The 11,916-nt window shown below is 46.0% G+C and carries 9 protein-coding genes and 1 pseudogene; 4 read left to right on the top strand and 6 right to left on the bottom strand.

Going from position 1 to position 11,916, the window contains the following annotated elements:
• Nucleotides 1-128 precede the first annotated feature (128 nt).
• Nucleotides 129-1,025 (top strand): heme o synthase, encoded by an 897-nt coding sequence (gene cyoE, locus MHM99_RS00975; RefSeq protein WP_239217771.1) that lies wholly within the window; start codon nucleotides 129-131, stop codon nucleotides 1,023-1,025.
• 84 nt (nucleotides 1,026-1,109) lie between these two features.
• Here cyoE and MHM99_RS00970 read toward each other — a convergent pair.
• Nucleotides 1,110-1,588: pseudogene (locus tag MHM99_RS00970) on the bottom strand (YgjV family protein).
• Between the two features lie 221 nt (nucleotides 1,589-1,809).
• On the opposite strand from MHM99_RS00970, the gene ppiC reads away from it, so the two are divergent.
• A complete protein-coding gene (gene ppiC / locus MHM99_RS00965; protein WP_012520075.1) occupies nucleotides 1,810-2,091 on the top strand; it encodes a peptidylprolyl isomerase PpiC in 282 nt (93 codons plus the stop codon).
• Nucleotides 2,092-2,184: 93 nt separating this feature from the next.
• On the opposite strand, the gene MHM99_RS00960 is transcribed toward ppiC, so the two are convergent.
• The 3 genes from MHM99_RS00960 to MHM99_RS00950 form a co-directional block, all read right to left on the bottom strand.
• Nucleotides 2,185-2,931 (bottom strand): hypothetical protein, encoded by a 747-nt coding sequence (locus tag MHM99_RS00960; protein WP_187446354.1) that lies wholly within the window; start codon nucleotides 2,929-2,931, stop codon nucleotides 2,185-2,187.
• A gap of 175 nt (nucleotides 2,932-3,106) precedes the next feature.
• Nucleotides 3,107-4,213, bottom strand: a complete 1,107-nt coding sequence (locus tag MHM99_RS00955) for a FecR domain-containing protein (RefSeq protein ID WP_239217769.1) — start codon at nucleotides 4,211-4,213, stop codon at nucleotides 3,107-3,109.
• Nucleotides 4,206-4,796: a sigma-70 family RNA polymerase sigma factor gene (locus MHM99_RS00950; protein ID WP_239217767.1), complete on the bottom strand. Its 591-nt coding sequence runs from the start codon at nucleotides 4,794-4,796 to the stop codon at nucleotides 4,206-4,208. The genes MHM99_RS00955 and MHM99_RS00950 overlap by 8 nt, the downstream gene beginning before the upstream one ends.
• A 209-nt stretch (nucleotides 4,797-5,005) precedes the next feature.
• Between MHM99_RS00950 and MHM99_RS00945 the strand changes: the two genes are divergently transcribed.
• Nucleotides 5,006-8,170, top strand: coding sequence for a TonB-dependent receptor (locus MHM99_RS00945; protein WP_239217765.1), 3,165 nt, complete (start codon nucleotides 5,006-5,008; stop codon nucleotides 8,168-8,170).
• A 35-nt stretch (nucleotides 8,171-8,205) separates the two neighbouring features.
• Here the strand turns inward: MHM99_RS00945 and MHM99_RS00940 are convergent, their stop codons facing one another.
• Both MHM99_RS00940 and MHM99_RS00935 read right to left on the bottom strand, forming a co-directional pair.
• A complete protein-coding gene (locus tag MHM99_RS00940) occupies nucleotides 8,206-8,388 on the bottom strand; it encodes a DUF6435 family protein (protein ID WP_039229326.1) in 183 nt (60 codons plus the stop codon).
• A 164-nt stretch (nucleotides 8,389-8,552) separates the two neighbouring features.
• Nucleotides 8,553-10,880, bottom strand: a complete 2,328-nt coding sequence (locus tag MHM99_RS00935; RefSeq protein ID WP_239217763.1) for a TonB-dependent hemoglobin/transferrin/lactoferrin family receptor — start codon at nucleotides 10,878-10,880, stop codon at nucleotides 8,553-8,555.
• A 225-nt stretch (nucleotides 10,881-11,105) separates the two neighbouring features.
• Between MHM99_RS00935 and MHM99_RS00930 the strand changes: the two genes are divergently transcribed.
• Nucleotides 11,106-11,900, top strand: a complete 795-nt coding sequence (locus MHM99_RS00930; protein ID WP_239217761.1) for a DUF4198 domain-containing protein — start codon at nucleotides 11,106-11,108, stop codon at nucleotides 11,898-11,900.
• Nucleotides 11,901-11,916 lie beyond the last annotated feature (16 nt).

Below are 11,916 nucleotides of genomic sequence, written 5' to 3'. Positions count from 1 at the left end.
GTCAGTACGTTAAGCCCTCATGTTTCGCCCTTCTATTGGTGCAACCTATTTTGGGGGGCAACATTCGGGCTTCTCAGTACACCTTGATACGTGTCTAAATGGGCGCGTTCTAAATTTGGATTTTACCCATGACCTCTACTTATAAACGTTACCTCTCAGTCACCAAGCCCGGCATTATTATGGGCAATGCTATTTCGGTAACGGGCGGTTTCTTGCTCGCGTCCCGTGGCGATATAGATTATTGGCTATTGCTCGCAACGCTCATCGGTTTATCGCTGGTGGTGGCTTCAGGTTGTGTCATCAATAACTGCATTGACCGAGATATCGACGGCAAAATGCAGCGCACGGCTAGCCGGGTTACGGTAACAGGCGAGTTGCCATTACTTACTGCGATGTTGCATGGTGCTGTGCTAGGCATTTCGGGGTTCGGCTTGTTAGCAGCTTACACCAACCTTACCGCGGTATTTTTTGCCGCTTTTGGCTACGTCATTTATGTGGGTGTTTACAGCCTGTATATGAAGCGAAATTCGGTGTATGGCACCTTCGTTGGCAGTTTGTCGGGGGCCGTTCCGCCCGTAGTCGGTTATTGCGCCGCGAGCGGTCAGTTTGATATGGCTGCGGCTATTTTGCTGGGGATGTTCAGCATTTGGCAAATGCCCCATTCTTATGCCATCGCTATCTTTAGATATAACGACTATAAGGCGGCTGGCATTCCAGTATTGCCTGTATCGCAAGGTATCGCGAAAGCAAAACGCCATATTGTTCTTCATATTGCGTTATTTGCTTTAGTTGTAATGCTGCTTCCACTTAGCGGTTATACAGGTATTGGCTTTTTAACAGTAGCTTTCGCAACAAGCCTTTGGTGGCTGTTAATGGCGCTGCGCGGATACAGACCCGACATCAACGTAGAAGGCTGGGCAAAACGTGTTTTTGGTTTCTCCATTGTGAATATAACGCTGTTATCTATCGCTATGTCATTGGACTATCATACGTCAGTAACGAGTCTGTTTGCGCTCTCGTTCTAATTGACGTGTTTCGACTCACTCGACGAGGTTGGCTTGAAAGCTTCCAATGCAGTGTGTGTATAGCAACGCATTCACTTTGGGCAATCAGGCCTGACCGAGTGCTTTTTGCCCTCTGTACAAGCGAATAATAGTGAAACTATTAACTGCCAGTAGCGTAGCTTCAAGCAGGGTGCCGCCAATAGAGTCGACAATAATATTGTTGGTTAGCCAACATATAGCGCCGCACAAAAACGCTAAACGCATGCGTATTCCTGACAAACAAAATAAGGCATAAGTGCCTATGCACGTGCCCAAAATAGGGAATAAATCGTACCAAACTTCGGCCAAATACAGCCCGGCTGCTAGCGATATCAATATAAACAGGTAGGCGACACTTCGGGAGCGAGTTTTAATTGAAATGCCTGTTCTTACCACTGAAAGCAAGGCACTTAAGCATGCGGTTACGGCACCAAGTAGCGCAAAATGCACAGGGCGTGATTTAAATTCATCACCACCATCATTATTCGCAGGTGCTGATCATCACGCTGATAAAAGCACAAAATGCCAAGCGCAAAACTCAACATTCCTATCGCTTGGGCCAAGTCGAATTCTGGTAACAAAAGGGAAGGCTCGTCAATGATTGATAAAGGTTAACGATACGCAGTTTTTAAACAGCAGAGTAGCCTTTACATCGCTTTTTTAGCCCAACACATCACATTGACTAATGGCAGGCGGGTTGTTCACTAGGGTATACTTAGCGTGCACGATATTATTCTTAAACCCCGAGACAAATTAGGTCCTTTCCATGGCAACGGCATCCGCACTTCACATTTTGGTTAAAACAGAGAAAGAAGCGCTTTCTATTTTAGAGCAGCTTAAAAAGGGTAAGGATTTTGCGACGTTAGCAAAGCGTCATTCTAAATGTCCGTCGGGCAAGCGTGGCGGCGATCTTGGTGAATTCCGTAGAGGCCAAATGGTAAAAGCCTTCGACGATGTGGTATTTAAAAAAGACGTGCTAAAAGTACACGGGCCGGTGAAGACCCGTTTCGGCTACCACCTTATTAAAACGCTTTATCGTAGTAATTAAAACCAGAGCCTTTTAAAACCAAAGCCGCTAAAGGCCGAAGTAAGCCCGATCCATTCAACAAGCGTTTAAAGTATGTCCTAGCTAATTACCTTGTTAATTGCCCGGCTCCCACTTTTCACCGCATACTGAATTTTTGGTAAATATGGCGTACGGGCTGTTGGTGTCGTGCAGTGAATTGCGTAGCGCTGCGCCGTGATCTACCGTAATAAAAGCTGTGTCAGAGGCCTTACCTTGTTCATCCAGCATAAAGTAGTCGCTGGAGTAGCTTGTTAGCATCATGCGATTGTCGTAACCCATATCGCTTAAGCGAACCCGGGTAATGGCTTTAAATTTAGCGTCGGGGTTAGAAAGGCCTACGATTTTCTTAAAAAAGTAGCCTTTATCAGACTGCAGCTGGGAAAAACCATTTAACGTGTTTATCAGGGTTTTTAAATCTATTGCTTCGCGCTGCAGCATGAAGTCGTGCTGAATGGCATTGCCATCTTTTCTAAGGCTGTCTTTCGACGGTGCTTTACCAGCAGTATAGGCCTGCTCTGCTTCCATTGAAGAAAGGTGCGCTTGCCCTTCCTCTGTATAGTGAATCAGTGCGCTCGTATTCATGTTTACGTAGTAGTCGCTGATCCCCGCAGGTACCACTTCAAATAGCATAACATCTGGGGTTACGGCGCCTCGCTCTTCGGGCGTTTGAGGGCCTTTAGCCACGCACTTGTCAGAAATGAAATAGTAATATTGGCCAGCTTCAATGGCGAAAGCTGTATTAGATAGCACCGCGCAGGTGGCCAGAAATAGTAGCCTGGAAGTGAAATGTTTAATTGCCGTTACAGCACTGCCTATTTGCATATCAAAGACGCCTTATTGTTTGATGCATTTATCTATCATACCAATGCATGCCGACTGGTATAAGGCGTCATTGTAAGGGGGAGTGGGTAAAAGCGCGAGTTAAGCTTTAGAACGCGCTTTACTCTTAGTTTGTAGCTCAATAAAGCTAAGTAAGAACTTATGAGCAAACCCACCGTTAACGGGGGCGAAGAACAATAGTGTCGCTAGAGTAGTCTGTAGATATCTGTAAATTGTCGGCAAGGGCGGCAATAAGCGCGTCTACATCATTGGTGTTGAATAGCCCTGCTACTTGCATGTTAGCAAGCGCAGCATCACCTAAAACGACCGTTTTATCCGTATATCGGCTTACTTCTTCAATCACGTCAATTAATGGCTCGCCGCGAAATACAATCTTGCCCTCACGCCAGCTTAAATCATTCGCGATATCTTCATCTGACACGGTCTCAACGGTGCTGTTAGGCAAAGATAAAAGCGATTTTTCACCTTGAACTAACGTCAGTGGCTGAGCCTGCGGTTTAATAATTGGATCAATAATGCTTTCGCCATTCGCTTTGTTAAGTGTATAGCTGGCGACTTCTACCACGCCTTCGGTAACTACCAGTTCAAGGTCGCCGCGGTGATATTGCACATTAAAAGCAGTACCAACCGCCTGTATGGCTTTACCGGCTGCAAGTACATTGAGCGGGCGTGATTTGTCTTTCGCCACTTCGATATGAAGCTCACCTTTGACAAGCTGAATAATCCGTGAGGTTTCAGTAAAAGCGATGTTCACTTGAGAGTTGGTATTAAGCCATAGTGTACTGCCGTCCTCTAAGCTAATACTCTTGTGCTCGCCCGGTTTGGTCGAAGCTTGTAACGAGTAGCTTGCCATTTGTGCAACAGGTTCGGTTTGGTTAGACGGCGAGAATATATTTAGCCCCTGATAACTTAACAGCCCAACCATTAAAAACGAGGCAGCAATGGCCAGCGGGCGCTTCCAAGTCACGGTGTTGTGTGCTTTTTGTTTGGCGCTAGGCTCAGGTGTATGAGGTACGATTTCAGCCAGTTCGCTAAGCACCGACATCTTGTCCCACAAGGCTACCATTTCGAGGAAGGTGTCTCGATGCAAAGGCGTTGCGAGCCATGTTTTTAGCGCTTGCATTTCTTCGGCATCAAGCCCTTCGTCGAGTTTCACTAGCCATTCGCTAGCGGCATCAAGCACACGCTCATCGCTATTAAACTGTACAACGTTGCTATTGGTGTCTGACTTAGCGTTTTTTGTTTCGTTTGTTGAACTATTCATGGGCGTCTCTCTTTACATCCGCCGTACTGTGTTGCCCACCATTTTGATAAGCGTTCGGCCGTGTATACGACGTTGTTTGTCGTCGCATAAATAAGGTGCATCTTTTAATCCCTTCAGCAATATGCTTTTCCACGGTTTTTTCGCTTATCTCTAATTCCTGGGCAATCTCTTTAAGAGAGTAGCCATACACTTTCTTCAACACAAATGCGCGCCTGCATTGTTTGGGTAGGGCGCGCACTGCATCACAAAACAACTTAAACTCTTGCTGGGTAGCGTTGTTGTGAAATGTTTCATCTTCAACACCGCTAATTGCACTTTCCAGCGCCGCCGCAACCTCTACGCTGTCGTCTACCATGCGCGTATCAGCACGCTTTAAATGATCGTAAGCCAAGTTTTTTGCGGTCTTAAACAAAAACGACTTAGGCTCTTTAATATGCTCAGTAGATTTAGCCTGACACAAGCGGACGTACGTATCCTGTAGTATGTCGTCGACTTCTTTAGGCGGCACAAGGCGCGATAGCATTTTGGCCATCGAGCCGCGCGCCGACATATAGGCATTATGTATGGCTGTTTCTATGGGCATATTGTTATTTTTTATCGTTGTTACTTACTAAGACGACAGCCACGCTATTTTCCCCCAGTATTTTCAACATTATCGCTCAAAAATTAAATTTGTTAATGGGTTGTATATAATGCGGCGCTAGTTTAAAACAACACCAACAATAAAGAGGAGGGTGACGCGTAGGCATTTCCCCTTCATAAATTAATAATAACAATAGCGTAAATACAAATATGCCTGTGGCAAATAACCCATTCGACACACAACCCAAGCTGCCTTTTAAGCCTAAAGCTTTAACGGTTGCGCTGTGTATGGTGTCGTTCGGCGCAAGTCACACCGCTATTGCTCAATCGGTGCTTCCTCACCAACAAGCCGAAGTAATTGCTCAAAATAAGTCACCGCTTCCAGCGATAAATTTCGCTATTCCCGCACAAAGCGCAGATGAGGCGATCATCGCGTTTGCAAACCAGGCCGAGCTGACCGTAGTCTTTCCCTTCAATAAAGTCAGACATGTCTTTGCCAACGAAGTAAGTGGTAACTATACGCCGCAGGAGGCAATTAAAAAGCTTTTAGCTGGTACGGGTCTGAGTGCTCACATTGTTGATAACACACGCATAAAAATAGTGCCTGCTAGCGATGGCGATGAAAACAATCACTTGCTAGGTCGCCTGTTTAACGCCATTACCGCACAAGACGATAGCTTGGTGACCGTACCGGATGAGCAAGGTAGTTACGACATTGAATACATTGAAGTAAGGGGCTTGCGAGCGCGTGTTGCTCAATCGGTGGGGATTAAACGCAACGCGAACGTCATCATTGATACAATCCAGTCGGTGGATATGGGTAAGTTCCCCGATCAAAACCTCGCAGAAGCGCTGCAGCGTGTGTCTGGCGTATCTATCGACCGCGCAGAAGGGGAAGGGCAACTTGTTACGGTGAGGGGCTTTGGGCCGGAATTTAATCGGGTTTTATTAAACGGCAGGCCCATGGCAACCGATAAGCTCGGGCGCGAATTCAGTTTTGATACACTGGCTTCTGAGATTGTCAGCAGTGTAACCGTACACAAACAAAGTCAGGCGACTATGCAGTCGGGTGGCATTGGCGCTACGATTGATGTTCAAACTGCTAAACCTTTATCCTTCAAGGGAATGCGGGCGGCTGGCAGCGTCAAAATGCAGTACGACACCAACTCGCAACAATACGCGCCTTCTACCTCTGCTATGTTCAGCAACACCTATTTAAATAACTCGTTTGGTATTCTAGCCTCTTTTACTCAGCACAAGCGCCAAGCGCGGTTAGAAGAAGCGCAAATTGATGGCTGGTTGGTAAATACTAACGTACCTGAAAGTGAGCTTTCTGAATACGTTCCTACGTTATACGTTCCCAGAAATTACGATCAAAGAGTGCGTTTTGACGATAGAACCCGCACGGGGTCTGCACTCGTTTTACAGTATAGACCTAACAACAAGCTAGAGCTTACTGCCGACTATTTGGGGTCGACATTCGATGTGGAGACCTCGGCAACCTCAATGGGGCATTGGTTTACATCAAGTAATCTTGAAGATGTTACGGTTGATAAAAACGGCACGGCGGTGGCTTTTTCACAAAACAGTGGGCACGCCACCGACTTTCACGCGCGCACATTTAACCGTTCGTCGACTTTAAAAAGCTTCGGTTTTGCAGCAAACTATATCGCGAGCGATAGCGTAATTGTTGATGCTGATCTGTCTTATTCAATGGCTAATGTCGATGACAATAACGGAGAGGGCAATTCACTCTCTCTTATCGGCTATTTAAATCGCTCTTCATTTGACCATACTCAATCAAACATATTGCCGGCTATATCGGGCTTTGAACAAGCCAACCCTCGTCAAGTTAACGCTTTGGGGGAGCCTGTGGGGGTATCCCATTACTTAGACCCAGCTAACGGCCGTTCTCATGTGATGCTGCGCAGAGGATGGAGTGTTGACGACGATATAGGGCAAGGAAAAATCAATGTAAGCGTGCTTGGCGACGATAACTGGTTTAGCAAAATTGACGTTGGCGGAGCATTAACTCAGCGAGAAAAAGCCAACGAAAGAAGAGACAACGAAGCCGACGCAAGACACTGCAGTTTTTGTGGCTATTTTGATGCACCTGATATTCCCGATAGCTTCCAAACCATATTTGACGCTGGCGACGATTTTCTTGGGTCAATTAGTGGGCATGAGAACATACCTCATCAGTGGCTGCGTCACGACGGCGATACATTATTTCGTTACTTGGAGAACGCCGGTGATGTCAGTTTAGCCGCTGAAACTCGGGGGAGTTCTTTCGCGGTTAAGGAAACCGTGTATGCGGGGTATGTTCAAGCCGCTATTGAAAAGGATTTTGCGCCTTGGTTTATTGATGTGCATGCAGGGCTACGGGCTGAGTATACTGACGTAAAAGTAAGTGGTGTCGACGAACAGTTGTCGGCGTTAGTTATTTTAGACCAAACCGAACTGGGGCAAGAATTTGGCGCCTCGGTAAGCATTGATGAATCGTCAAACTACACCAATGTTTTACCTAGCGTAAGTTTTAAAGCCAGCTGGTTAGATAGCTGGGTATTTCGCGCGGCTTATAATCACAGTATCACCCGCCCAACCTTAGAACAGATGGCGCCGGGCGTAACTTACACCACCACGCGACAAGGTGGTGATCTGCGGGCGCGTATCGGAAACGCACAGCTATTGCCCTTTGAGGCAAAAAACATTGATTTGGCCATTGAGCATTACTACCAGGAAAATAGCTATATATCGGCAGGTTACTTTAGAAAAACGGTAGATAATTTCATTGTTAATGAAAGCAGTACACAAACCTTTAACAACGTGACTGACCCTAGCACCGGCACAGATCCAAACGCGGTTGATGATGCTGATGCATTAGCGCAGTTTTCCGTAATATCTCCTAGCAACGGTGAGTCTGCAACGGTTGAAGGGGTAGAGGTAGCAGTACAGCATTTGTTTGGCGAGTCAGGGTGGGGAATTCAGGCCAATGCGAGCTTTGTAGACAGCAACGCTGAATTAGACACCGCCAATATCCGTTCAACCTTCGCACTTACAGGGTTGTCGGGTGCAAAAAACATGGTGCTTTTTTATGAAAAAAATGCGCTGCAATGGCGGGTGGCCTGGAACCAGCGAGAAGGGTTCTTGCAATCACTGAACCAAACCCAAAGCACCGAGCCTACCTTTGTTAGCCCCTACAAGCAGTGGGATATGAGCCTTTCATACCAATTTAGCCCGAGGGTTTCTGTATTTTTTGAAGGAATCAATATTACTAACGAAACCGTGCATAAGCGCGGCCGATTCAGCAATCATCTCTTGCTTGTGCAAGACGCGGGGGCGCGCTACGCCTTAGGTGTAAACATCACGTATTAGTATTCGGTCACACGCAATGTGCAAGCGCCTAGCATTTATGTTCCTTGTGTATTCTTCTCCAGTGTTTCTATTTCTTTCCACAGTTTTTCTGATTGGGCGGTAAGCAATGAATAAGTCTTTATGTCACCGTTTCTTTGCGCGTGCATGGCTTTTTCAAGAAGGGCGTCATACTGCTTCCGCATCTTTTTGGTTGGATTGCTTTTAAAAAGTCCAAACATAGTGAAAGTCCTAAAAAGAGAGATAGCGAGAAAACGTTTGAACAGGAACTTTCGATCACCCATTTTCGTGAACAAACTTTCATAAACATTCATGGGAGAATACTTGAGTGAATAGCAGGCCACTTGGCTAAGTTGAACTCAGTATGGCCTGCACTTTGGTTACATTAGAACTGGTAAGTGACGTAGGCACTTATACTTCTGCCTGGCTCTGAGTAGCGCTGGTATCCATTGCCGCTTACGCCGCCAAAGAAACCACCAGTACCGTCTCTTACGCTATTAAGTACTTCCCAGCGGTAATACTCTTTGTCTGTAAGGTTGTAAATTGCCGTGGTAAAGCGCAGGTTTTCAGTAATGTCGTAGTAGGCGAGCAGGTCGAAAACAGCATAGCCTGCAGGCGTATGCGATGGACCTGCGCCGTTGTTCAACGAGGTGTAGCTAAGTTGAGTACTTTCTTCTACCCCTTTACTCAAAATTGCGACAAGTTCTGCGCCCCAATCACCTTCATCAGATACGTAGCCTAATCCAACTGTTGCGGTATCTGGCGATACGGTTTCTAAGTCGTCACCTGCATTGTTGAAAGCAGACGCGGTGTCGTAGGTACCGTCCAACGCTGTATATGCAAAACGACCTGATACATTATCGGTAAAATGATAATTGGCGGTAACTTCAAAACCGTCAACAGTCAGTTCACCCGTATTTTGTGGCTGCGTGAATACATCATCAGTGTTCACTACAGTTTCACAACCGAAACGACCGCACTGCACGGTAGTTACTTCAGTGCCATAAGGCGTTGAATAAGTCTCGTCTTGAATCATGTTGGTGTACTCAGTTCTAAACACCGACACGCTGACATTCCCGTTCTCGAAATCACCAATATAAGTGAGTTCAAAGTTAGTCGACTCTTGAGCATCAAGCTCACTGTTGGCTATACGATCAAGATCAATAAAGGTGTCACCAGTTATAATGTCGGTAACTTCATCCCCTGAGTTCGTGCCAAAATATAAGCTTTGTAGCGTAGGCGCTTGGTAGCCCTGAGCAACACGGACATTTATAGAATGACCTTTTACGAATTCGTAGGTAGCACCAATCTCACCAACCACCGCACTAAACTCGCTGTCTGTGATGCTTAACCCTGTGGGGTCTGAAAATGTGCTATCTACAGTAGGCGTGTATTCGGTTGAATCGTAGCGAAGTCCAAGGTTTACACTTAATTGCTCGCTAAGTTCAACCGTGTCAGCTAGGTAGGCTGTAATTAACGTTTTTTCGGTTTCTGGAACAAAGCTTTGGTCGCGAATAGGGTAGCCGTCTAATATAGGCGAGTCCGCGGTTTGTCCAGCGAACCTGCGGTCAAACATCACCGCTTCAGCGTCCACCTGTTGAAAACTAAAACCATAAATAATCTCATGGTTAAATTCTCCGGTGATTGATTTGGCCAAATCAACATTGAAACTCAATGAGTCCTGGCTGAAATTGCGGTCTTCGGTACGCAATATAGCGTCGCCGTCTGCACTGCCGTAAAGAAAGCTGGTTACACCCGATGAAAACAGCTCTTGATAGTTCAATGTCACATCTATGCTGTCAGCAAACGCTAGGCCCAAGTTTTCGTTGTTAAAGAAAAGCCCAATTCGCTCGCGGTTATTTTCATCCGCTGAGGTGAAGTCAAAATAAGAATCACTTTGGCGAGAAAGAGGTACGCCGTTCGTTTCTCTGTCTGTCTTTTCGTAAACAAAGCCTAGTTGCTGGTGCTTAGAAAAGTTATAAGCAAGTTTAAGTAAAACTGCATCGACTTGATTATCCATCGGGTCAGCCTGACCACGTGCTGAGCCAGAGATATTCTCACCATGGCTGTGGGCTTCTGTTTCACTACTGTCGCGCATTGTGTATTGCAATAGCGAGTCGAAGTTACCCGTTCTGTTAGCGACGGTGCCGTGTACTAGCCATTCGTCAGAGCGTGCATCAAAACCGGTTTTCAACTTAACGCCTGTAGCATCACCTGTGGCAGGTAAAAAGTCGCTCGCTTCATTGGTCACGTAGGTAACTGAGCCTGCAAGGGAGCCTGGTCCTTGCGCGACAGCGCTTGGGCCTTTAGTGATATTGACGGCTTTTACGTGTTCCAATTCAATTTCGCCGCGGCTCGATCCATACATTCCATAAGCGGCGAATGAGCTTGGGTTTAGCGTTTCGCCTTGACCGACGCCATCTACAGTTACTGCTACGGCGTCTCCTTCCAAGCCGCGAATGTTGAAGCCATCGTTACCGAAACGGTTACCCGTATCATTAGTTTGTACTCCTGGGATATAGCGAGCGGTATCTTCAATATTTGTAATTGAGCGCTTTGACAGAGTTTGTGCATCCAGCACGGTTTCGACAGTCGTTGTCAGGGTTTCTTCACTTTTGGCCTTTGTAACTGCCAATTCTGATTGTTGAGCTAGGGCAGGAAGTGTTAGCGCACAGCCAAGCGAAATAGCTACCGTTGAGCGTTTAAATTTCATTGTTCTTTTCCAATTTTTAATAAAAGTGCAAATAATTAGTATTTCGTATCAACGCTAAACCTCCTGTTTGCGTCGGTTGATATCATTTTTATTTTTCTTAAATCGCGCCTGTCAAAGCGATTTCTTGACACTTCGTGCGTCAAAAATCGATCGTAATACTATTGATAACCATTATCATTTGCAATAGTATGATTTCACTTTTACACAACTAGAAAATAAAAAACCATGAAAAAACACACGCTCATCAGTTTACCCTTGCTTATTGCAAGCTGCTTCAGTGGCGCTGCTCTAGCCCACGTGGCTTACCTAAAACCGCTTCAGTTTGAACCGGTTAGAGGCGGTAAAGTCACGCTGGATGCATCTTTTGCAGAACAATTTTTTGTACCAGAAGCGGCAATTACGAATGCATCGTTTGAAGTGGTAACCCCTAGCGGCAAGCAAGTGAGTGTGGAGAAGGTTGTCGATCTGTCTACCCGTAATGTTCTTGAGCACACTTTAGAGGAAGAAGGGACTTACCAGTTTTCGACCGGAAAACGCATGGGGGCAATTTTTCGCGTGTATGAAAAGGACGGTGAGCGAGGCTCTATGCGAGGTAATGAAAAGCCTCTACCTGAAGGTGCGATACTAAAAGAGCACTTTCAATCAGTTACGTTTGCAACAACGTACGTAACGAAGAAAGGGCCAAGTGAACAGGCGTTAGCGCCAAGAAACGACGGCTTAGAGATCGTGGCAATTAATCACCCTAACAGTTTGTTTGCCAACGAGAGTTTTAATTTCAAAGTTCTGTTTAACGGTAAGCCTGTTACCGATCATGAAATCTCGGTGTACCAAGGAAAAGATCAGTTCGCCGAAGAATCTGATGTAGAAAAATTAACGACAAATGCCAAAGGGCAAGCGTCATTTACTCCTTCAGCACAAGATGTCTATTTGATGCAAGTAAGACTGCGTACCGACGCGCCTGATGGTGCAGACGTGCCCACTTATAGCTACACCACCACACTATCATTCGAAGCCTATTAATCATTGAGGGTACAAG

The organism is Alteromonas sp. MmMcT2-2, assembly GCF_022348305.1.
GTDB classification, from domain to species: Bacteria; Pseudomonadota; Gammaproteobacteria; order Enterobacterales; family Alteromonadaceae; genus Alteromonas; species Alteromonas macleodii.
The sequence above is the reverse complement of the archived record's forward strand: the minus strand, read 5'-3'. Positions and strand labels throughout refer to the sequence as shown.

Coding starts and splice junctions, on each gene's coding strand:
- cyoE (WP_239217771.1), top strand. CDS start 129: ATGACCTCTACTTATAAACGTTACCTCTCAGTCACCAAGCCCGGCATT.
- ppiC (WP_012520075.1), top strand. CDS start 1,810: ATGGCAACGGCATCCGCACTTCACATTTTGGTTAAAACAGAGAAAGAA.
- MHM99_RS00960 (WP_187446354.1), bottom strand. CDS start 2,931: ATGCAAATAGGCAGTGCTGTAACGGCAATTAAACATTTCACTTCCAGG.
- MHM99_RS00955 (WP_239217769.1), bottom strand. CDS start 4,213: ATGAATAGTTCAACAAACGAAACAAAAAACGCTAAGTCAGACACCAAT.
- MHM99_RS00950 (WP_239217767.1), bottom strand. CDS start 4,796: ATGCCCATAGAAACAGCCATACATAATGCCTATATGTCGGCGCGCGGC.
- MHM99_RS00945 (WP_239217765.1), top strand. CDS start 5,006: ATGCCTGTGGCAAATAACCCATTCGACACACAACCCAAGCTGCCTTTT.
- MHM99_RS00940 (WP_039229326.1), bottom strand. CDS start 8,388: ATGTTTGGACTTTTTAAAAGCAATCCAACCAAAAAGATGCGGAAGCAG.
- MHM99_RS00935 (WP_239217763.1), bottom strand. CDS start 10,880: ATGAAATTTAAACGCTCAACGGTAGCTATTTCGCTTGGCTGTGCGCTA.
- MHM99_RS00930 (WP_239217761.1), top strand. CDS start 11,106: ATGAAAAAACACACGCTCATCAGTTTACCCTTGCTTATTGCAAGCTGC.